The sequence below is a fragment of the Massilimicrobiota sp. An105 genome, assembly GCF_002161155.1.
GTDB classification, from domain to species: Bacteria; Bacillota_I; Bacilli_A; order Erysipelotrichales; family Coprobacillaceae; genus Allocoprobacillus; species Allocoprobacillus merdigallinarum.
Genome location: NZ_NFLY01000004.1, coordinates 54,591 through 79,180 on the forward strand (window position 1 = coordinate 54,591; position 24,590 = coordinate 79,180).

Genomic DNA, 24,590 nt, shown 5'->3' on the forward strand with positions numbered 1-24,590 from the left:
TATTTATACTCCCGTTGTAGTAACATAACCCCCCCCCATTTTCAAAAATTTATATTTCAAATTATTTCTCCTAATAGTAAAATTTTCTATGGCATTGGCAAAAATTCATATTCTAATCTACATCCATGATTTTGTACATATTCATCTAGATTTCTTATTATAATATCTTTGCTACATCCATTCGGAATATGTATATATAAATCTTCTCTCGCTCTGCTACACGCAACATAATACATTCTTACAAACTCATCAGAACTATTCTCTGCCATTAATTGGGGGTTTGAAAACACCTCCGAAATAACTATTCCGTCTCTAGAAGCTGGCATTAAACACACAATCACTTTATCCCACTCTAATCCTTTTGCTTGATGTACTGTCATATACTTGCTATTTTCTGAAAAGACTTCAGTAAATAATTTATATGATGTATCCCATCTTAATAAAGATACGCAGCTTATTAAGTTCTCTCTTTCTTGTTCGTCAAAAATAGATATTTTAGTAATACCTTCTTTAAACAATTCTTTTAAACCAATATACTCACCGTCCAATATTTTATTATTAAATTTTTCTATAACATCGCAAGTGAAGGAAGAATTATTAACATCTTTAAAAATATCCCTTAACATATGATTAAATTGAAAAATAAACTTAGGAGTAATCTTTTGGACATTAATATCCAAATATATCTGTAATGCAGAAATCATATCTATAAAAGATCCATTTTTAAAACTTTCCCATAATTTAAAAATGAAACGAAAAGATCGTACCCATTTAACATTATTATGTTCCATTATTTCATCTCTAAGCCGTATAGGTGACCTACTATAACTATTATATATGGATTTTAGCAAACTAGCTTGATTTTCTTCTACATCTTGAATGTAATCAAAAGCTGCTGCCCATACTCTTGTTAAAACAACTCCTCCTTCGTTTATAACATCACTAATAATCTTTTTATTGTCTGATGATTCCCCAATCAAAAAATGTATTTTTTTAGCTTCTGTCTTTTTCTTAATTCCTTCATTATCATATGATTTAATACTTTTTTGAATAATATTTGTATCTGATTGTCTTAAAAAATTACAAAAATTAACTACGTTTTCTGTAGAACGTCTATTTCCATTTATAGAGTATAAAATATCATGTTCAGGATCAATGCAAAAATCGTTAAAATCAGTTGGTTTGGCTCCTTGAAAACTATAAATTGATTGAGCAACATCTCCGACAACAATAATTTTAGTTGATTTTTGTCCAATTAATTTTACAAGTAATGTTTGCAAAGGGTTAGTATCTTGAAATTCATCTATAAATATAAACGGAAATTTAACACGTATAGCATATAGAGCTATTGGATTATTTTCTAAAATTCTATATCCAAAATATAAAATTTCATTATGTGTTAGTTTTCTAATAATGGACCACATATACTGTTTGAGAGGAAGTTTATGATCTTCTTTAATGCTTTTTGAAGCTTTAATTTCATGAATGGGTTCTTCTCTCTCTTTTTTTGACTTTAAGAACAGATTATTATCAACTTCAACTTCTCCCATAATCTTTTTACTATAATTAAATTTGTCTGTATCAAATTTTTCTGGATTTGTATTTTTTATATAGCTATAAATTTCTTCTTTATTAATCCCATGCAAAATACCAAGTCCTTCAATTTGAGAAGAAATCATACCTTTTTTTGAAACAGATATGTTAAAATCCGATTTCATTATACCTATCAAATCATCTTGAAAAGGTTTAATTATGTGTTCAATTATAAATCCATGTATTGTATATGCTTCAACATAATCAATATACCTTTCAAGCCTCTTTTGTATTTCATTTACCGCAGTATTAGTATATGTGATACAAAGAACCTTTCTAGATTTGCTATTTACAATAGATTCGTTAGTTGTTAAAATGTTTTTTACATTTTCAACTAAAAAATAAGTTTTTCCTGCGCCGGGTCCGGCATAAATTTTTGAGTGTTTTTTTAGTTGCTCCACATTCAATATATCACCAGATGTTATTTCATTAACCATTTTAACCCCTCCTGTATATATTCAGGTACAATTAACTTAGTAGTTTCATCTTCATTATACAAATCAACGTCTGTTAATAAACTTAATGCAACATCACCTTTTTTATTTTTAGCATAATGTAAAAATAATTCTGCAAATATGAGTTTCTCATAAAATTCTGTCTTTCTAGGCAATATATCAACTCTTTCTTCAAAGGCTTTTAAGTACTTATTTATTACTTTACGTGATCTACCATCAATATCTTCCTTGTTCATAATCCATTCTGTTATATTAAAATCATACTTATTAAAGAACTCTTCCAATCCATCGCATATAGCTTTTTTAAAGATAATTTTTGCTACTTCAGGTTTATCCATATTAGCAAGAAATAACTCATCTTCAAAAGTTTTTCCACCAAGAGTTTGAGTATGTATGCAAAAATTTTCTATACTGAATCGTTCTTTTAGTTTTTTAATATGTGCTACTTCCTCGCTTTGATATGATTCAAAAGATTTTAATTTTCCATCATTATCAATCCATTTAAAATCTTTGTCTGTAATACAAAGTACCTTTTTATTTACAGCATTCCCATTGAATAACTCTACAAAATGTTCAAAATGTTTCCCACCAATTTCAACTATAGAAATATGTTCATCCTCATATGAACAACCACATGCTTCCATAAATAGAGGCATCAATAATTTTTCTGCAATACCTTCTACCAAAATCACCTTATCTGCAAATAGCATATCAGAACGTGTAACATCTAAAAACTTTGTTAAATGTAATTTTGCTTCTTTTTTCTCTGTTTTTCCTTCTGAATCCTTAAATTGTTCTTTCAAACTTTGTTGACGGCAATCAGGATATTTACCAGTTCGTTCATATGAAAGCATAAACATATTGTCTATTCCGGCTACTGCAGAAATGTTACTTGAATGTGTGGTTACAAAAATTTGCTGATTTAACTCATTCTTCTTATCTAAATTTTTAAGATATTTAAATAACTTGTATTGCATTGCTGGATGTAAATGTGCTTCAGGTTCTTCTAAACATAAAATTTTAAAATCTCTACCTTTTTGAACTTCTGTTAATTTAATAAGCATATAAATATTAATCAAATTATTGTATCCTAGTCCATTGTATTGAAGAGGTACTACAAATCCACTTTTCGTATCTTTAACTTCTGTTATATAGGCGTCTGAAACTGAAAATTTAGCTTTTATATCTGAAAATATTGAAACATTACCTTTTTTCAAACCAATTTCATTATTTTCATTTTTAAATAAGTCTGATAATTTTGTTATGGAATCATTCAAAATAATCTTCAACTCATCCGAAACTTTTTTTCTCAAAGTATCCAATTCTGCAGCGCGCTTAGAATCCCTAGTAAAAGCATCTATTTCTCGCTTTACTTCTTTTCTAACTTCTTCATTCGTTCTTTCAGCTTCAATCAATCGTATATCAAATATACTTGTTGCCATCTTTTGTTCTGCTTTTGTATCTGTAATTCCATTAGTGTAACTCCAAGAATAATGTTTTTCAACAAAGCGATTCAACATCATAAAGTATTCATCAAAATTATTGGTTAATTTAAATTCTTTTCTATAGTCTTCTAAATACCTTACATCCAAAGAAAAGACTGCTTTGATTTTTGCAGCTATATTATATTCAATCTTACCATCTTTTTCGGTTCTGTTTTCTTCAAATTCTTTTATACCCAAGAATGGTAAAAGTCTTATTATACTTTCATCGCTAGTATCATCTTCTGTAATTCTATGGCTAATGTAATATTCTATAGCAATTTCCGGTGGACAATCAACATACAATTCAGTGTATTTGAGCAGATTGTTTTTGTTAAAATCATCAACAGATACAATAGAAGGATGCTTAAGTAGATAAATTGCATATAATAATCCCGTTTTACCGGTATTGTTAGAACCAATAATTACATTAAGTCCTTTATGAAAATTCATTGAAAAATCGTTATAATTCCTATAATTATGAATATGTATTTTATTTATATACATTATAATATTCACCCATTTCGTATTTTCTTCATATATCCCTATTTCAAATTTCTACTTGCAATTAGAGAATATCTACTCTATGCTATTAACATTCGAACTCATTAAGTAAATAGTTCATTTAACTTACATTTAGTTCAATATAGTTTTTATCAGTTATTTTGTCATACTTCGTGCATCAAAATTATATCAAATCTTCAACATGGTTAATTCAATAATTTGGATTGTATCTCAACCAAAAATTATAATTATTTTATTTTACTGCTTTAATATAAATCAAGAATTCTTTCAATTTTCTTCTTTTTTGCATTAATCATTCTAGAAATAAATTGTTCATAGTTTTCAGAAGGATATAAAGGATTAGGTTCAACGACCTTTTCATCTCCAAATACATTCACAACAGAATCAAAAATAGATTTCATTCCCTTTGATAAACCATTTTTATAATAAACATGCTCTTCATCAATGTTATCATAAAGAATTTTTAATTGATTTAAATGTTCTTCTAATGACAATGGTTCTCCACTAAGTGGATGCAAATAATTAATTCGCCTTTCAAGAATAGATTGTAATTCCTCTTCATTCGCAATTTCACAAGAAGTCCCACGGCGTACATAAATCATATTTTGTTTTAATGATCCACTTTCTCTTTTTGATAAAAAAGGAATAAACTCTGGTGTATCTTCTACAACTAACATTTGAAATTTTTTATCTTTTAAATAATCATATTCCGCTGTATTATATACAAAATCATAAATTTCATATTTTAAATTTGACGATATATAATTTTTAATACCATTTGATATATCAGCTTTATCTATAATTTCTGATAATCCGTTTATAGAAATCGTTTTATCTTCATTTTCAGATACCCCAAACAGTATAATTCCTCCATATGAATTGGCTAAAGCAAGCATTTCTTTTGCTAAAGTTGCATTTTCTATCCATTGAGACTTAAAATCAATAGAATTATGCTCACCTGTTTGGGCATGTAAAAATTCTCGCATTTTTTCTAGACTTGGTTCTCTTAGCAAATTATATACTATATCTTTTATTTGTTTTGGAAATTCCATATTATATATTTTCCTCCCTAAAATGTATACTGTTATTATCTCATGTATGCAAATGACCTACAACAATTATTTGAAAATAGAATAAATTCTCATGTTATCTTTTTGCAAATATCGAAAGTATTTTTAACAAAATAAATATTTATACTTATTGAATATACGATAAAATTCATTCATTATATAATTCTTTATATATCACAATATAACTCGAGATAGTTTCTGGGTATTGATTATAAATTTTTTTATAAAGCTTCTTAAATAAATTATCTGATCTTCGCTAATTATGTAAATATCGCTAAATCTAGCGCATTTATTTTGTCATTTTAAAATGACTCAAATATTATGAAATAATATAATGTATTTTTTTAAAATTATACTTCATACATGTCAAATACATTAAATAGTCTATGAAATAAAGCAATATAGAAGAAATTTATCGTTCTCATCCACAAATCACTCATATACTCTATATATAATCTTACTTCCTCAAAAAAAGATTTACTTTCGTAGATTCAACTTTCATAACAAAATACCTTACTATAAATATCATTAATAGATATTTAACCCATAGTTTTTAAAACTACTTCTCCTAAAAATGCTACAACTTCTGCATAAAACCAACTATTTTTAAAAACATGTTCTTTTAACTTGCTTAATAAATTTCTATTTTTAGTAACAGAACGACAATTTTGAATATTTTCTGCATAATCTTTTACTTCTTCAAATAATGCAAGTAATTCTTCTTTATCATCTCCACCTTTTTCTCTAATTTCGTTTTCTATTGATTGTATTGAATTATCAATAGATAAAGATGAATTAAACAAGTCACCTAATACAACGTTGCTTCCATTAGCGTTCAAATTCCCAATTTGTATATAATTTTTTTGCTTATTTTCTTCTGCTTTTTTCTTATTATTAAAATAATTGATAGCATCATAACTTAAATAAAGAGTAAAGTGTCCGTTTATATACAAACGCCAATTAAAAATCATTCCATAATCTTTTAAAACTTCAAAATTCAATTCAATATCTGATTGGATATTTGTAGGAAAAATACTAATATTTTCATTAATAGGTTCATCAATATTACCTGTATATTTATCTAAAAGAATTTTAAGCATTATTTCATATGTTTCATTCATAATAGTCATATCTCCAATTCTGGTCGATGTCCTAACAATTGATAAAGCATTATCAGTTCGTTGTTGAATTTGAATTTTCTTTTCAGATTCTCTTTTTCTTTGTCTTTCTAATCTTCTATTTTCCTGCTTTTGCCTTTGTTCCTGTTGTTTACTTTCCTTAATTTGTTTTTCAATTGCTTTTTCAAATGATGTCTTTGACATAAAGTAACCTCCTATAAACTATACAATATTATTCATTATAGAAATCATCTAATACATATGTAGTAACAGGTGTAATATACAATTGATATCTTATGACAAGATCAACCAAGTCATTACCATCTATCAATGTAATTGGAGACCCTTCTCTTGATGCAATTCTTGCACTATTAGTGAAACGACTATTTGTAATAAAAACACCATAGTCAGCTTGAAATTTATTCATTGCTCCTAAAAATTGATTAATATCTGGTTCTGTAACAGGACCAGTATTGTATCTCTTACACTGTATAACAACCCTTGTAGTTCTAAAATCATCTTGATCTCTATGATAGCCGTAGCCATCAATACCACCATCATTGCTAATTTGCACACCTTTATTTGTAAATTCAACTCCCATTTTAGTTAATAAAGCTCTAGAAAATGCTTCAAATTTCTTAGGACTCATATTTGCAATAGCTCGAAGTAAATTTTCCTTAAAATCATTAAGTATTCTATCTTCAGACATTGATTCATCAACATCATTTTCAATTGTTTTATTTTCTTCGTTCTTTTTATTCTTTTTACTTAATTCATTCCAAAATTTTTTAGCTGGAATCATAATTTCTTTGTTGACATCTAAAGAATCTATATCTACGTTTAAACCTTTATCTGTTAAAGTAATATTTGGATTTCCTTTTGTATAACTCAAATACTCTACAAACGATAATTCTTTAATCGCAAAGTTAAATTTGAAATTAAATTCCTTATATGTATTTCCAGTAGACTTAGATGTTTTTACTACTTCTGCAAATTCTGCAATTTGCTCATCTAAGTCAGATATTCTACTTTTTATTTCTGATCTATCTAATTTGCCTCCAGCTTCTTGTAAAACTATTAATATAGGTTTATACAGATATGCCACTTTTTCATCTGAACTTAAATTTTTTAATATTACAGCCATTTAATCTTTACCTCTTTCCTTTACTCATTAATATCATTATCGCATTCTTGTTTCAACTGGAACAAGTTGAAACAATCCTGAATTTGAATCATATTCATCTACAATTGCAATAATATGAATATTCATTCCAGTTGCTAAAGAATCCGGAATATTATCTCCAACTAAATTTAAATCCAATACATTAACATCACTCAATTGAAAATAAGGGCCTGAAACTGATGTTTCACTATAATCACCACCAAGAATCAAAAAAATCAAATCTTGTATTGTAATTCTCATGATAAGACATTGAAGCAATATTAGCATCAAATTCAATTTTATCTCCAGCGTATTTAGAAGCAAAATCTGAAATTTTTGGATCAAATTCGTCTTTTAATGTTAGTAATTCTTCTAATTCAGGGCAATTATCTGGAGTAAGTATCACATTTTCAACTTCTTCTTTTGGATTTTCATCAATTGCTTTATTATCCTCTGTCTTAGTATCTTCTTGTTCAGGAACATCAACATTTGATTCTTCATCTTCTACTAGAGTTCCTTCAAGAACTTCAACTGAAATTTCATTACTATGACAAGACAAATTCATTTTATATGTTTCTTCTTTTTCAACTTTAATTTCTACTCCTCCAGTAACTTCACTATCTTCAGTATTCGTAAACTTTATCTTGTGATTTCCTTTTTCCAATTTTTCTTCAATTGTTTCATTTCCTCCATGACTAATAAAACCCACATATTCATCATCAATATACATGTCCACATCATATTTACTAAAAAACCAATTTTCATCACATTCTATTTCAAAAATAGTTTGAATTCCAGATTCTATAACATTTTGTTCTTCTTGATCATCAGAATGTGATGAACAACCTGTTATGAATGGAAAAATAAATAATATTGCTATTAATACCTTATAAATAATTTTTTCAATTATTTCCCCTTCTTTCTACCTATTAACTAGAATAATGACATATTCATTGATTAATAGATTTTTTAATTTCTTTAATACTACTTTTTGATTTTATGATTTAAATAAATTTTAATTCACTTTCCAAATCAGACCATTTATTCTAAACAAATATTAATATTTTTGCATCTAATATTAGTTTGAATAATTGATTATGCAATACTATATTAAAAAGTGAAAAATTATCATTTTAATCTTTTATGAATTAACACATTCAACAAATATAGTTTAATCAGACATCTATATTCCCCATACTATTATTTATCATCTAGCTAAATTATAAAACTTTTAAATATTTATTTTATATACATTCTAAACTGTTTGTTTTTGGCGTTGAATAATCTTTGATATCAATACCAAAGCAATCCCTATAACAAGCACTATCATCCCTATAATCTGCATCATGCCTGTATTGATATACATTGCTCTCCCTAAGAAATGATTTGTAAGTTCAAAGCCAATACTTTGAGCAATACTTGGAATGATCCATGCAACAACAATTCCCACAATGAACACTGGTATGCCTAAATGCATCATAATTTTATTCAGTGATTGTTTCCAAAAAACAATCAAATAAACACTCATAATCAAAACAATCAAAAGAATAAACCTAAAGATCCAAGATGTTATAAACTGATACATCTTCATAAGCATTGATTGAACAGCAGGTAAATAACTTGTATTGATAAGAGAATCAGTATACGTTTGAATTGATGATTCAATATCCTGACTTTTTTCAAGAAGTTGTGAAAGAATGACTTGTTGCTGTGATTCACTTATTTCAATATTTAAATGATTTTCTATTGTATTAATCGTTTCATTTGCTAATGTGACTAAATCATTGGAAATATCAGGATATTGAGGAACTTGATTGTTTGATATAGCATCACTCATTGCATCAATATACTTACCTGTAATTGTATCAAGAGCTTCTGAATTTCCAAGAGCCTCTTGAATATCAACCAATGTATCAATAGGTGTATCAGGAAAAGCTTCATCAACGACATCCATAATACGAATGGCTACTGCTTGACCAATAGCTCCTTCATTAACCGTTTGAATAATCATATCTTTTGCTGAAAAGCTGATACACATTAAACAAACAACAACACCAACAATAATATCAAAAAGTATAACTTTACCTTGTTTCATATTCTTTGCTCCTCGCTTACTTATTTTTCATCATCATTATATTAGAAAAAAATATATTTTAAAAGACCCCCCCATATGGAAATCATGCAAATCAATACATATAAATCTTCTTTAATCAATTATAATACTTATAATTAGATAAAATAAAGCTAAAATATGTCTTTATTTATTTTATAAGTTAATTGATAAATCAATAACTCCATTTTTATTTGGTCATTTATTTAGTCATTTTATTGGTCATCGCTATCATAAAAATTCTTAGACGTATGAAATTCTTTTAAAACTAAAAAATCAAACAATAAATAGCATTCAGGCTGTTGGCAAACAAAAAGCCAACAGCCTAAAAGAAGATGTTATAGATTCCTCTATTTTGCATCCTTGAGCCATTTTTTATTTTACCGATGTGTCTTTGCTCTCACACATCATCAAGTTCTCGGTCATTTTTTATTTTACCGACGAGTCAGAACCGTCACTCGTCATCATAGGATGTCTTGAGGTTAAATACCTCATTATTAATAAATATTATACTTATTTAAATAATAAAATCTATAATTTTCAATACTAAATCAACCATACAATTTTTCAAAGATGAAAATATTATTTTTGGAAATAAATGAATAAAAGACTTATCTTCAAAGCAAAAAAGGAATTCATTAACAATCACAAAAAATGATTATTTTAATTCATAGTTCATGTCTATTCTTATCATGATAGTTTTAAATAGAAATCATTGATTTTTTGACACTAAACTAAATTTCAAACATAGTAATAGATGAAGTTATTTCAAATTTTCTAATTCTTTAATGGCGGCTAAATAATCTTTTTCTACATCACTTAATGTTCTTGCTTTATATTTTTTATACTCTGTTTCAGCTTTTTCCATGGCTTGTTGATGAGAAACCGAACCATTACCAGCCAATAGCTGTTCTCCAGTAACTGTTAGAATATTATCTAGGTGTTTGACCCAGTCTTCCATTGTCATGACTTGTTCACGCTGTGCTTGTCTTTCTGCAAAATCAAGATATCCTGACACAAGTTGCCCCATTGCCTTTAGCTCTTTTTCATTGAGATAATTCTTTGCAATTTTTGCTTCTCTTAGTGTTGGTTGATTACCTGCAAAAGTAGTTAAACCCATAAATTCCTTTTCAGCATCTGCTCTATGATAAATAACTTCAGCTGCAGTCTCACCATGAATAGCATAATGAATCTTATTTTGTACTTTTTTAAAGAATTGGATAGAAACATCAGCTGTTGGATCATAATCAATACTTGTAGCATATATTTCAAGTATCTGTCTATAAAATACTTTTTCAGATGCACGAATATCTCGAATTCTTTCAAGCAACTCTTTAAAGTATCCTCCACCGCCTAATTCTTTTAAACGATCATCATCAAGAACAAAACCTTTTTTCATATATTCTTTAATAAGATTAGTTGCCCATATTCTAAATTGAACTCCTCGTTTTGATTTCACACGATAGCCAACAGAAATAATAACATCTAAATTATAGTAATCAACATGATATGTTTTTCCATCACTGGCAGTTGTTGCAAAATTTGCAACAACTGATTCTTTAATTAATTCGCCTTCATCAAAAATATTTTTAATATGTCTAGATATAGTAGATTTATCCCTCTGAAATAATGATGACATTTGATCTAACGATAACCAAACTGTTTCATCATTAAAAGTTGTTTCTATTTTCACCAAACCATCTTCTGTTGTATAAATAATCATTTTTGAATTATTATCCATTCAGTAAGCCTCCTCCTTTTCTTTTATACTATTATATATTTTTTTGTAATCATTTGTATCATTTTTCTTAACATTATTAAATTTACTTATTTTAGCTATGTAAGACTTTCTCTATAATAATAAAAAATCCCTTTACCTTTATTCTCAGCAAAGAGATTTTGTTTACATTTATATGTTATCTGCAATCCGTCAGATATTATTCTATCTACTCGAACTCGCTTAACTATTCTACTTTTCCTAACCTAAACAGGTTAAGTTTCTGTATAAAACATCTGCTTAAATTACACATTTTCACTTTACATATTCATTTGACAAACTAACAGTATCAAATTAGAATCTTAAAATCGAAAATATTAGTATCATTTATATAAGAATCCAACTGTTTTCTTTGATCCTTTGTTTTCAATATATCCATGTATCTTTCTTTTTATTAAATTTCTTATTTGATTTTCATTTACTAAATTACCATCATTAGTCAAGTTTTGTAGAATTTCTGAAACTTTAATTCTAGGATTATTATGAATAACTTTTAATATTTTTAAATCCAATTCATTTATTTAGTCATTTCCAAATAATTTAAATTCAGTAAAGTAACATAGAAGAAATTTTCCGTAGCTTCAAATACAGGTTGTTTTTGTTACCATAATTAATAACACTCTTTCAATAATCGTAGAAACTAGCAATATATCTATATATTGATTAGAATTTGTTTTGTTTAGAAAATCAATCTTTCATAATATCCTTTATTCGATACATCTAGAGAAAATACTTTTTTGCATTGTTATTGCTTTTTTCTTGGTGAAATATCAAATTACAATAATTTTTAAGTCGATGTTCTTGTTAACGATTTTGATCTTATGATTTTGTAATATCCCATCTTTTCAGGATTTTCTTGAAAATCATCAATCAAATTGCCTTCTTTGAAGGCAGTAAGTAGTTTTTTATTTTCATTATTGATTTCAAACTTTGGTCTACTGCGACTTTCAAATATTTTAAGATAGTCCGTTAAATTAAGTATGACGAGAATCTCTTTTATGCTATTCTTACATAGGTCGGGCATTATTGCTATTAAGAGATCAATCTTTTCAGCTCTATTCACACTTTCTGAATGAAGAAGATTATTTTTCAATCTTTTCGAAACAGAAATCGGGTTATTAATGATACTTGCTATATTTTTCACCGCATAATCAAATATTTTTGCTTGAATAGAATTGTCCCATTGATCAAATGATGAAAACAAATCCGGTAAATCAGATTCCAAAAAATTATTGTTGAGAATATATAGACATACAACAGGAGAATAATTCTTTCCGATTACCGAAATTTTATCACCAGAAAATTCAAGTAATTTGATTTTTAGTTCATCGCTAATATCCCAAGTAAGTATCTCTAACAATTCTTCCTGTGAAAAAAGAGCATCGTCCATTATACTAACATACTTTTCTATGTTCTCAAGAATGAAATAATCTTTTTGATTTAGATAGTTTTCGCGCATAAATTTTAAGTTGTCAGCAGTCATTCTAATAATGCCTGTATCGATTAAGATAGTAATTTTATCATCAGAAATCTCTGTAATATCAAATTTATCATGAATAAAATTCAATGACACTAATATTTGTCTGTACTTTAAGTTATCAATATCATTACATATAATCACGCTACCAAATAATTTTTCTTTGTTATCTTCATCATAATCCGTTTGTGAAAAATCCAAATCAATATTACATCTATTGATATAAGAAATGACACTTTCACTGAGCTTTATAACATCAAAACAATCCATAATATTGCGCTCTGAATACTGTACTATATCAGCATCTAGCAATGACGACCACAAAGAGCTATCCGCAATCTCTTTTATAGAAGTAATGGTTGTACTTAGAGCAGAAATATAAGACTGTTTATTCTCAATAGTGAGTTCAGAGTTATTTAATACAGCAACAACTACATTTTCTTCATCAAGAATAGTTCCTCCGCTAATCTGTAAAACAACACTAAAATACTCATTAATATTTTGATTGACATATTTCGTAATTGCAGATTCAGGGTGTGAAAGTAGAAGTGTATAGTTCTTATGAACAACATCTTCATGGTTCTTTTCACCTAAAATCTCTGTCTGAATAAGTCGTAGATTCTCAGCATTAATCTTATATAATGAATTCTCATAAACTGCGTAAAATAATTCCTTGTTTAGTTTTGCATAATCAAAACCTATGAAACATACTCCAAGTAGCTTGAAGCAATGAATCAGTCTATCAATTTTCGGATTATCTACTGCAAGACAATCATGTGTATTAGAAATATAGTCACTTAAGCAGTTATCTTGATTAATCAATTTTATTGTATCATCCTCAGAATAATAAATTGAAAAAATCGAATATTTGCGAATCTGACTTTCCGAGAAAATCTTTTCTTCTAAAACAGTGTTAAATAATTCTGGCCAACTTATATTAAGGTATTTAATATATAATGGCATTTCAGTAGTAACATCAAAATATGCACCTATAAACTTGAAATTTCTTGTTTCTCTAAGCTGATTAAAAAAACGTTCAAGGTATTCAATATGAGATTGGGTCTGCAACAAATATGTAAGCAAATCGAAATTAAGGATTTCTTCCTGGTCGAAATCCACCAATCTAAGTCGGGAAACAACAAGCGCAGGGTTCTTTAACCGATAGGTGTATTCTTTAGACTTTCTATCAGTTATACTACGCAGAAAAGTTTTATCAATACGACTAAGACTATTTTCATAAAAATAGGTCATATAGTCTGCGTAAGTTTCATCGATATATCCATTGCGAATAAGATATTTTAAGAGGTCAAAATATTCACTACTCTTTATTTCATTAAAATCCGTTACATACCCAATTTCATTTGTACTTGTTGTAGTAAATATTGTATCAATATTATCTCGTGTAATGATTTGATGAAGTTGTTTATTTTTGATTTCAACTATACTTTTCTTCAAATCAACGATTTCTTGACGTAATTTGTCACTATTTTCATTTAATTTATCATCAAGTATCTGTTTACGAGCCAAATATTCACTCTTATTATTTCCTCTTAAATAGTCCATTACAAATTCTGATAAGTCATCATCATTTTGATACGTCCACCTATAATTATTTAAATATTTGTATGCAAATGCCGCGTTTAACTCTCGCATGGACTCAAGATGTTCTTTTCTAGAAGATAAAATTCTTTGCTGTCTTTCATCAATTGCTATTTTTATTTCTTTGATTTCAGTTTCAATAAAATCATCCTTTTTGCTGAAAAGAGTATATACAAATCCTTGATTAAGCTGTAAATCAGCAAAATCGCGTGGGAACAGGTTCTTGTACGCAATAATGGCAAGCATTTTATTACAATCAAGTTCTGTGATATTTAATCTATTAAAATAAATCACAAATTCATTGTAGATATTCTTTAAAAGGCGCATATCATCAATGTATAATGATAAACCTTGCAAAAAATTCTCGTTAAACTTCTCAAATATTCCGCCATTTTTGAGATGAGAAATAAACTGATCGTAGGAGTTGGAACCATCAACAACAGGTACGACTGGAATAATATAGTCAAAAAACTTTGTTCTGTCTTTGGAAACAAAAATATCATCACGCAACAAATAGAAAAAGCGAAGAACCTTTTTGTTTTCTTTTTGCAGTTGAATATTTGCAAGCGTATTTACTTCACGAAGTCGTTCGAAAATTTTGTTTGCATTAAAGCGATCCATATCTTCAAATACAATTACATCTGCATCTGCATTTTCAAATAAGTATAAGACTTCATTAAGGTATTTGTCAAAATATGAATCTTCACTCTCCGCAAAAACTTCAATCTCATTACCTTGGAGATTCAGTTTGCGGAAAATATTTCTGTTCTTTTGTACACTTATCAATCCATATACAGCAAATGAAACCAACGCTACCATTAAAAGCCCACCTACTACCAAAGCATATTGATGCGTATATAAACCCAATAAAGATTTGAACCAATTATTAGGCAAAGTATTTACATAGCTTTTCCAAATATCAAAACATGTAAAATAAAGCGTTAGAATGAAAAACAAAACTATTCCAATTGTCAACTTCGTAATATTTTTCTCGTTTACTTTTTTCTTCACTCTAAAATTAGTCTGCGGTATCTTTTCTGATGGAATTTGATGTATTAGTTGATTAAGAATCTTACCTTCTAATACAGATTCCTTTACTTCTGTCTCATCTTCTTGATCTAGAGATTGAAAATGTGCGAGAGAAATATGTAAAAACTGCAAATTACTATGTTTTTTCTTGTATGAAGCTAAAACACTGCTTTTACCTGCACTATATGCACCTGAAATAGCGACATTCTTTATATCAGAATTATCAAACGCATAATCTATTGCTTCTTCATAAACATTCAAATCCATATCATCAATCGGTGTTAATCGTTCAAAATGATATTTTTTTTCTGCCAAATTTATCACATCCTTTCTTAGTTTCAATAATTCTCATATCTACATCTTGTTTGTGGATTTATCACTTTTACATTACTAATTCGTAAAAAAACAAGTAACATCTACAAATCTCTATACAGATTCTTAAAACCCATTGGCGATGGCTCTAGTATTCCCTCAATATTTTCTATCAGTTTTTTTAATACAGAAACAAAACGTTATCGTCAAATTCTTGTAATTCACATATTGCACTTTCTAAGGGAAACTCATATTTTATATCACCCACATCAGAAGTGATTTACATTACTTCTCCTGATGATTTATTCTCTACGTAGATTCCCATTAACCTTCTCAGTTTGAGTTTTCCTATTTCATTATAACTAGACGCACCTTATGCTTGCAAAGATTATATTGTTTCATGCTGTTTTAATCAAAAAAGATATCGTTTCTACTTGGCAATTTTGTGTCTAATAATTCTAATTTAACATTTTGATGGTTTATCAAGAGTAAGACATCTTTCTTAACTCCATATATTTAATCTCAATTCTAATATCTATTCCTGTGCTTACAACAGTCGAGTGTGCTGATTAGATAATATCCATATCACTTACTAAATTTGGTCTTATACCCTAGATAACATCTATCATAGTGCCACATCTAGTGACATATAATCGACCCCTTAAACCCATTGACTTTTTTATAATAGATATGTTTTCATATAAAAGAATCGAGCTTTCTCGGAAGATTGCTCATACCCGAAAAAGCTCGATAACAAGCCAGATTTTGACTCTTATTTATTCTTTAAACATCTTCACATGTCTTCTTTGACTAACTAATCAGTATTTATTTACACGTGATATAAGAATCATTCATTGAATGATTCTTGCAAACCACTCGGTACTATTCGAATTCCGAAATAAAACGATTATAGTGAACATATTTGTTAATGTTTCATAGTGGATATTGTTATTTTGTCTATCAATTATTTAAAATATAGAAGATTTATTATATGTTGGTAGCAAAATGGTATCAGCATATATTATATTTATAATACATTTCAATAACAATTCATTAAATAAAATCAATTAAGCACACTATTTAGTTTTCAAAATAAAACTAATCAGTTTTGAGATAAAGTACATTCTTCATTAATTTTGTTTCATTTCTAGTCAATCTTCTATTTTTTCAATAATTTACTAAAATCCTTAAAATAATATAAATCGTCATCAATTCCAACAACATCAATTTTATTTACCGCAAATTGCTTGAAATAGTTTTAAAAACTCTATGGAGCATGCACTAAAATTGATTTCATCGAAATCAACATAACGTTTTATTTGTAATAACTGACTTTCAAGTTCCAAATAATATTCCCAGTAACATCTTTCAAAAAAAGTGAAATAACTTCGACTCTCTCCAAGTTTTCATCATCTCCATAATTATAAAAAATTAAATTTTCCTATATTACTTAAAAAACATCACAAAAAATTAATATTAAAAAGTATTCTTATATATTAGGATTTGGATAAATCGTTTCATTAGCTAACGTTGCAAATCCACATTTAATCAGGCGCTTCATCTGTTTACTTAAGTCATTTTTTACAAGTAGATTTCCATGATACTTATTCGTAGAAGATGGCTTTCTTTCATATTTTATATTTGATTCAAGAAAATGGTTTTTCATTTTTTTAGTTAATTCAATCCTATCCAATTCCGCTGCACCAGCTTTGAATTGTAGTTCCTCTCGTCGTATTGATACTTGTGACATCAAGATATCAAACGCCTCTTGATTTTCATACCATGTAATTGATATTTCACAATACCCATCATCTCTAACAGGATCTAACTCAAATACAGCATCAGTTAAAATTCCTCCTTCAATGAATTTAAAAGAAGAAATTCCACGTAACATTTTTTCTGGATATGATTCTTCGATAGCATCCATAACTAATAAACCCTAAATATGAATTCTAAAATTTCATTAATAATATTATCTATATCATTTAAAACAATATTTCCACTTCTTGATTCAAAATTCTTTTTCTCATCATCATTCCATACCATTCCAAAGCTACTTTCATTTTCATCTTCTTCAAAAGCGAAATATAAAGAAGCATTCCCTTTGTTCCATGTAGACGCTAATTGGATTACTGATGCTCCATCTTCATCTACATGATATCTTAATTTTGGCAAAACACCACGTGTTTCTTTCATATTTACATAACGCGTATATTCATACTTAAAGGCCCTTAAAACATCAGTCATTTGTTTTCGTGAGTTTTTTGTAAAAATATCTGTTGGAAGTTCAGAGAATATATCTATTTCTTCATCAAGTTGCATAAAATAAACCTCTTGTAAAAATGATTCGTTTGATAAATCTAAATACGACTCTCTATTTAATATTTCTTTTGAACTATTTAAATAATATTTCTTCATATTTATACCTCTATTTCTTGCGGTATCATTGCATCATGTAATTTATCTGTAATAGATTCTCTAAAGAATACATGTGATTTATAATGTAATTCATGAGCAATATCATCAATTTTTGATGATTCTATTTTGCCAATCTTAAAATAATCACAATCTAAAATAAATACTTCTGTCGCTATTTTTTCCCCTTTATTAATCGTGCCTAAACCTGAAGAAATCTTAATTGACACATCTTCCATTAATATTTCAGAATTAACTGTAGACGATTTAACGTGAAATGCATCCTTTAAATTTAATCCTAAACATCCTAATAAATGTGGTTTAATCAATTCTGACCAACCAACATCTGTTAAATTTAAGGTTACTCTATCAATAGCATCAATATATCTTATTCCAATACGCTCAAAATATTTTTGATTATAAATTTCTGTAAAAGCATGTAAGGGTAGTTCAAATCTTTTTTTCATATCTTCCCATTGTTCATATTTCAATGTAGAAATAGCCAATTTATTTTTTGCTAAAGTAATTCTCCATTGTCCATCGTCTGAAATAAAGTGATGTATTTTATTCGTAGGTCGTTGACGAAAAACAGGACTTACTTCTTCTCCTTGAACATTAACTGTAATTTCACTTTCTTGTTCTGTCTGAATACTATATTGTGGAAAATATTCTCTGATTGCATTTTGATACTTTACAGGAACTTCAGCCTCAATTGACAATATAGTTGGAAAATTCAACTGATATGTAACTTCTATCAATGGACATTTACCATATTTTACTCGTTTTATTTTTTTCATATAAAATCCCTCTTTCCTTATTCATTATAATCACTCTAATTTTAGTCATAACTTTTTTCTTAAATATTTTTTTAATTATTAGATTATTTAGTCTATATCTAGACGAAAACCTTCATACATTTTTTTATATTAATCTCTGAACTAATACATAAAAAAGTAATACATCAAACTAGAAAATCAAGTTGTATTTGAATCCAATATGGTAAATCTCCATAGTTTGATTTGATTTTATCCCTAACCAATTCTTCCATCTCGATGTCGCTATTAATAACACAATCTTTATTTTCGAAAATGGTTTCAAAAAGATATATAGCTGTTTCTCTAGGAATTCCCATATCAATCATACAGCAAACTACATTGTGAAAACATCCCGATTGAATGTTTTTCAGCAATTTATTTTCTGTTTCTTGCATATCAAATATCGGTTTCAACAATAGTGGTAAACTATAAGAAATAGTATTCTGTAAAAGTTCTATAGTTTCATCTATTTTAGCAGACCCTTCTTCTCCAGAGTATCTATCATCCTTTAATATGTCACTCAATTTTTCCTCTCTCGCCCATTTTAAACTCAAAGAAACCATTATACTCCTCATAGGCCCAGATTGATAACGAATCGGAATATATTTACTATACATTAATGATGTCTCCGTAGTATCCCTTAAAAACCTTAATATTTCATCTATTTTTGACTTAGCTCCTTTTGAAAATGGAGAATTTGGAACTTCTTTATTAAAGTTTAAAAAAATCACATCTAACACAAGAGGATCCCAATATCTATTCTTGAAACATAGTTCTTTGGGGACAGATAACTGTTTTAGTTTATTAGACACATTTTTGATTTTCTCTTCTGACAAATTAATTCCCACATCTTTTAATCTTTTTGCCGCATTCTTACCATATTTTAAAATAGTCTGTCTAATATAAGATACTAAATAACTATAACCATACATGGATTCGTCTATAACATTGTTTTCAGAAATAATATACTCAATCTCTTCTCGATATTCTTCAAAACGTTCTCCATAGCCCGAAGGTAATTCTTTTTTTATATCATCAAATAACTCAGATTGATTATAACCATCAGTGAGAATAAATTGATCTTCATCTAGAACATAAGTCCTTCCAATAAAATCTTTCAACAATCTACCAGCTCTTCCTCGTAAATTCGCCATTTCATAATTTGTTAATTCTGAAGAATCTCTTCCATTACTTATATATAAATGAGGATTTCTTATAAAAATATTTTGAGCGGGAAGATTCATACCTTGCAGCAACGTTGTCGTACAAACAACAGTTTTTATCCTTTTATCTACTATGGCTTTTTCTAATGTTCTTCTTACATGCATAGGTAATTTTCCATGATGATATGCCACCCCATTTAAAATCGTTTTACATAATGCGTAGTTTTCTCTTACCGTTGAAGCATAATAGTCAATTAAATCTTTTTCTACAATGTAATCATCATCTTTTATATCAATAGCACATGCAATTTTTCTTGCAGTGTCCGAGGTAGGAGAAAAAATAATATTTTGTGATTTAAATCCAATATTTTTTACTAATTGATTTAAATATTTTAGATAAGATTCCGAATATACTTTTTTTCCATACCCCTTTATAAATTCTACATTTTCAATCTCTATCTCAAGTGGATTGTCTGTTAAAATGCTATATTGCTTCAAATAATACTTTCTATCTTTCTTTCTTAAACTATATGTTAAATTGATAACCGGGCTAACATCAGTTGTATGGTCTTTTGTATCAATACCAAACAGATTCAACCCAACATTATTTATTTTTTCTATTCTTGGACCTGAAATAATGATCTGATTAACATTTTTCTTATATCTAAACTCTAACAAAGTATCAAATAAAATTTTTGATCTTTGGTCATCACTCTCCTCCATTCTCTCGATATTTTGAATTTCGTCAACAACAAGAACTAAATCTTTTGAAAAAGGAATTTCAACTTCTGTAAATGCAGATATTGCTTTTTCTTGTGTCATTATATAAATATTTTTTTTATTATTTCTATGGACATTTGAAAAAGTATTAGATATCCAGTAATCATCTATTCCGACTTTTTTTAATTCTCTGTTAAAGTCTTCCGTCACCTGATTCATTAAACTCAATGTAGGTACTATATAAACTATATCAAAATTTTCATATATCAATCGATTAACTAGTTTTAATAAAATAACAAAAGATTTTCCTGCAGATGTTGGTGCAGATATTCCCAATATTTTATCTTGATCCATACTATCCCATATTCTTTTTTGAAAATCTGTCAACAAATATTTTATATCACCAACATAGATTTCGTTATTTAATTGATTAATAGTAGTACTAACTTCATCAATCCAACTATCTAGTGAAGAAAAAATCCCTTTTTCTTTGTCAAATCCCTCATCACAAATTATTGCAGAAGTTGGATATCCTATACGAGATAAAAATTTTACAACTAATTTTCTAATATCATATTCTTCATGATTGATATGTTCCCACATTAATCCTATTAACATTATTATATAATTTATATCACAATCTTTTTTCTTCATTGTTTCAAAATCCAGGAATCGAATTGTTTTATAAATTAAGCTTTGGCTAGGATGTTTTTCGTATTTTATAAAACCCATGCGTTTTCCTATGTTAATTAATTCAATCCTTAACCATTTGTATAAAAGAAAGTTTTTTTCTTTATCCACAATTTCCTCACCTCTTTTATAATAACTTTTGAAATTCTAAAGCCAACTTATCTAAATCCCAGATTGGAAATACTATATATGTAATTCTATTTAGAATTGGATGTTTCTCTATGTTTATTTTACTATTATCAAACTTACTATATTTTTTTTCTATTATTTTTTCTATTTGTTGTTTTATACTTTTTTCATCAACTTTTTGTAAATTTTCTAATTCGTTGTATATGACAATGCTAACTAATTGTATTTCAACATTTTCTAAGGTATTATTTAATAATTTCTCTGCAACAGCATTCATTTCATCATCTAAAAAATCTTCATGTACATATAAGTCCAATTCATTTCTATAATTATAGTATGTTTTAACAATACTGTCTAAAGCATCAGAAAATGCATCGTTAAATTTATATTTGCTTGTATACGTTTTTGCCTCACCTAAAATTATAATGTTTTTATCTTTTTCAATCTTATAGTGAATTGCATCAGCTCCAAAGCGTTCATGTCTGGGTGAAGTAGTTACTTTCATTTTTCGTAACAAAGGAATTGCCTGCATACATTTTTGTATAAAATGAAACAATATCAATTCTCCTAGTTGACCTTGTACCATTAATTTTTCCTCATCATGATTTGCACGAAATTTATTTCGTGCTTTCCTACCTACTTCTTGTGTTGCGGCTCCTTCTGATTTTCCTCTATCCATAGCGCTTTTTTTCAACTCACAAAACTTTTCTGAGCTATATATCCAATCAACAATTGAATCAACTAATTCATTTATAAAATCATCACGAAGTTCCATTATATCTTGATATTCAATATAAGCACCAAGATGATTTTTATTAGGAATGATGTCATACGTTTGAGATATTATATGCACTTTTTTAAATAACGCATCATTTCTAATAAGTTTTTTCAATATGTCTTTTTCATTCAAAGTAACATACCCCCTAAAAAGTATATTTTTCTCAAAAGTCATTTTTGGTCATATATACTATATCTTCTATTTCATTTATACAATAATCTAAATATTGAGTAACATCTTGACTCCAAAAATGCAATGGTATCCACTCCATCTGTCTAAGTAGATTATCATTTTTAATATCTCTTTGGATATTTTCTTCAATTTTTTCAATCCAATAATCTTTATTATTTTTAAGTTTTTCTTTTGTTTTTTTGAAATCTTTTCCGTGCCAAAATTCGCCATCAACAAATATCGCTATTCTATATTTTGTTAAGGCAATATCAGGAGTCCCAGGAAGTTTTTTATAATTCAATCGATAATGATACCCTTTATGCCATAAAGCTTTTGCAAGCAAAGATTCCACCTTGCTTTTCTTATGGCTCAATGCTTTCATACGTTTTGAAACTTCCGGAGTAGTTTTTAATTTTTGATGTTTCACCTACAACACCTTACTTTAATTGTTTTAATACATATTGCTTATTCAACCAAAAACTTTGTTTTGTCATCCATTCACCATTCGGCAATTCATCTGCATCTCTTTCAACATTGCCTTTTATAAATCCATCATTTAATTTATAAGCGGATTTTTGTGCATGTGGTCGTATATGTATGATTTCAGTTTCTTTCATTCCAGGCAAATTATTCTGAATTTCTAATTCGCCATTTACATTTTTAACCTTTTCGAAAATCACTCCACTTTTGATTATATTTTTATATTTTTGCCATTCATTTTTTACGATGTCATTCAAATCATAGTAAGGCATATGCCAAAATTTTGCTTTCTGTAGTACATAAACATCATTAACTCTTTTGAAAACTACAAATAAGAATTGCGTTAAATCAAAATAATTGAATACTGTCGAATCTTCCCATTCTTCTTGTACAAGTTCTTTAAATTTAAATGGTGCAAAAGACATATTTTCTCTATTCTTTCCATTTTCTTCTATTCGTATGGTCTTGACCACGATATTTGCTTTTTGAAATTCTGCAGCATGATTACCTTTGATTCCTAACATTCGGAATGTAAGATCATTCCATTGTGCTTTGTTATTGTTATAAGGGCGATCATACATTTCACATAATTCTTTATCTGTCATGCCAATGTGCTTATTTATCAAAGATACAACATGCTCTTGGAAATTTGTTTTGATGTCTTCTTTTATTATTGATTCACACGGCACATTGTTTTGAAGGATATAATTTTTCAAAACATAATTCATGTAAGATACTTTAAAACAATAATTTCTTTTCTTAGCTAAAGTATGATCACCATAATATTGTGGTCGCATGCTTTTTTTGGCAGTTGCGCCTTTCGTACAAGCTCCCAGATACATCGTATCTCCTTCGCTTAATTCATGAGCTTTTCCTTGTTTGATTTTTTCATTGATCTGATTATAGTCATCGATGATTATCTTAAGATCATCCTTAGGCGGACTAAATAAATTTACAAATTTAATGACATAATCCAAACGTTCTATGGACTTGTCCCTCAAATAATGAATCAAAAGGATACATTTAATTTTTTCCCATACATGACTTTTATAGAAATCTTCTTCTACAGGTTCATTGTAAGAAATATTTGTTATGGACAGTCTTTCTCCTGCTCGATATTCACCTTTTTTCGTCTTATCAATAGGTGTTTGTTTTAATTCTAATCCTATCTTATTAAAATCCGCTTCTTGATTACCATTTGGATCATAACCAAAATAGTATTTTTCTATAAAATTACCCAATTGACCTTTCGCTTTGTCATTCAAAGATGCTCCAAAACCATATTCTACTGTTTTTTCTCTTACTACCATATTTTCAAAATTGGCATATGCATCATATAAATTCCCTCCATAACTTTTTATTGGACTTTTTTCATATTCTTCCAATACCTCATGAAAGGTCATTCCTTCCAATTTTTTTGCATATGAATAAATACTATTGATATCTGTATCATCATAATCAAATAACTTCATATCTATCACCCTCTTTCCCTATATGCACAAAAATCTTATGCCTAAAACA

General features: G+C 27.9%; 17 protein-coding genes. All 17 read right to left on the minus strand.

Going from position 1 to position 24,590, the window contains the following annotated elements; genetic code table 11:
- Window positions 1-86: 86 nt before the first annotated feature.
- Window positions 87-2,030 (minus strand): UvrD-helicase domain-containing protein, encoded by a 1,944-nt coding sequence (locus B5E48_RS01785; RefSeq protein ID WP_087244000.1) that lies wholly within the window; start codon window positions 2,028-2,030, stop codon window positions 87-89.
- A complete protein-coding gene (locus B5E48_RS01790; protein WP_087303878.1) occupies window positions 2,015-4,036 on the minus strand; it encodes an ATP-dependent nuclease in 2,022 nt (673 codons plus the stop codon). The genes B5E48_RS01785 and B5E48_RS01790 overlap by 16 nt, the downstream gene beginning before the upstream one ends.
- Window positions 4,037-4,299: 263 nt before the next feature.
- Window positions 4,300-5,106, minus strand: a complete 807-nt coding sequence (locus B5E48_RS01795) for an AlbA family DNA-binding domain-containing protein (protein ID WP_087243998.1) — start codon at window positions 5,104-5,106, stop codon at window positions 4,300-4,302.
- Window positions 5,107-5,663: 557 nt separating this feature from the next.
- Window positions 5,664-6,446 (minus strand): hypothetical protein, encoded by a 783-nt coding sequence (locus B5E48_RS01800; protein WP_087243997.1) that lies wholly within the window; start codon window positions 6,444-6,446, stop codon window positions 5,664-5,666.
- Between the two features lie 28 nt (window positions 6,447-6,474).
- Window positions 6,475-7,386: a restriction endonuclease gene (locus tag B5E48_RS01805; RefSeq protein WP_087243996.1), complete on the minus strand. Its 912-nt coding sequence runs from the start codon at window positions 7,384-7,386 to the stop codon at window positions 6,475-6,477.
- 36 nt (window positions 7,387-7,422) lie between these two features.
- The gene (locus tag B5E48_RS01810) at window positions 7,423-7,635 is read right to left on the minus strand and encodes a DUF4839 domain-containing protein (RefSeq protein ID WP_158097245.1); all 213 of its coding nucleotides are present in this window, start codon (window positions 7,633-7,635) and stop codon (window positions 7,423-7,425) included.
- Window positions 7,619-8,134: a DUF4839 domain-containing protein gene (locus B5E48_RS01815; RefSeq protein WP_087303879.1), complete on the minus strand. Its 516-nt coding sequence runs from the start codon at window positions 8,132-8,134 to the stop codon at window positions 7,619-7,621. The genes B5E48_RS01810 and B5E48_RS01815 overlap by 17 nt, the downstream gene beginning before the upstream one ends.
- Before the next feature lie 525 nt (window positions 8,135-8,659).
- A complete protein-coding gene (locus tag B5E48_RS01820) occupies window positions 8,660-9,499 on the minus strand; it encodes a hypothetical protein (protein ID WP_087303880.1) in 840 nt (279 codons plus the stop codon).
- A gap of 778 nt (window positions 9,500-10,277) precedes the next feature.
- On the minus strand, window positions 10,278-11,255 hold the full coding sequence (locus B5E48_RS01825) for a virulence RhuM family protein (RefSeq protein WP_087303881.1): 978 nt from the start codon (window positions 11,253-11,255) through the stop codon (window positions 10,278-10,280).
- Window positions 11,256-12,078: 823 nt separating this feature from the next.
- A complete protein-coding gene (locus tag B5E48_RS01830; protein WP_087303882.1) occupies window positions 12,079-15,711 on the minus strand; it encodes a YobI family P-loop NTPase in 3,633 nt (1,210 codons plus the stop codon).
- Between the two features lie 1,486 nt (window positions 15,712-17,197).
- Entirely contained in the window at window positions 17,198-17,635 is a 438-nt protein-coding gene (locus B5E48_RS01835; RefSeq protein ID WP_087303883.1) for a hypothetical protein, read from the minus strand.
- 2 nt (window positions 17,636-17,637) lie between these two features.
- Window positions 17,638-18,126, minus strand: coding sequence for a hypothetical protein (locus B5E48_RS01840; protein WP_087303884.1), 489 nt, complete (start codon window positions 18,124-18,126; stop codon window positions 17,638-17,640).
- 2 nt (window positions 18,127-18,128) lie between these two features.
- Window positions 18,129-18,920 (minus strand): TIGR04255 family protein, encoded by a 792-nt coding sequence (locus tag B5E48_RS01845; RefSeq protein ID WP_087303885.1) that lies wholly within the window; start codon window positions 18,918-18,920, stop codon window positions 18,129-18,131.
- Window positions 18,921-19,084: 164 nt separating this feature from the next.
- Window positions 19,085-21,622, minus strand: a complete 2,538-nt coding sequence (locus tag B5E48_RS01850) for a DEAD/DEAH box helicase (protein ID WP_087303886.1) — start codon at window positions 21,620-21,622, stop codon at window positions 19,085-19,087.
- 16 nt (window positions 21,623-21,638) lie between these two features.
- Window positions 21,639-22,550, minus strand: a complete 912-nt coding sequence (locus tag B5E48_RS01855; protein WP_241146905.1) for a HamA C-terminal domain-containing protein — start codon at window positions 22,548-22,550, stop codon at window positions 21,639-21,641.
- A gap of 31 nt (window positions 22,551-22,581) precedes the next feature.
- On the minus strand, window positions 22,582-23,016 hold the full coding sequence (locus B5E48_RS01860) for a very short patch repair endonuclease (RefSeq protein ID WP_087303888.1): 435 nt from the start codon (window positions 23,014-23,016) through the stop codon (window positions 22,582-22,584).
- Between the two features lie 10 nt (window positions 23,017-23,026).
- Window positions 23,027-24,541: a Sau3AI family type II restriction endonuclease gene (locus B5E48_RS01865; RefSeq protein ID WP_087303889.1), complete on the minus strand. Its 1,515-nt coding sequence runs from the start codon at window positions 24,539-24,541 to the stop codon at window positions 23,027-23,029.
- Window positions 24,542-24,590: the final 49 nt, after the last annotated feature.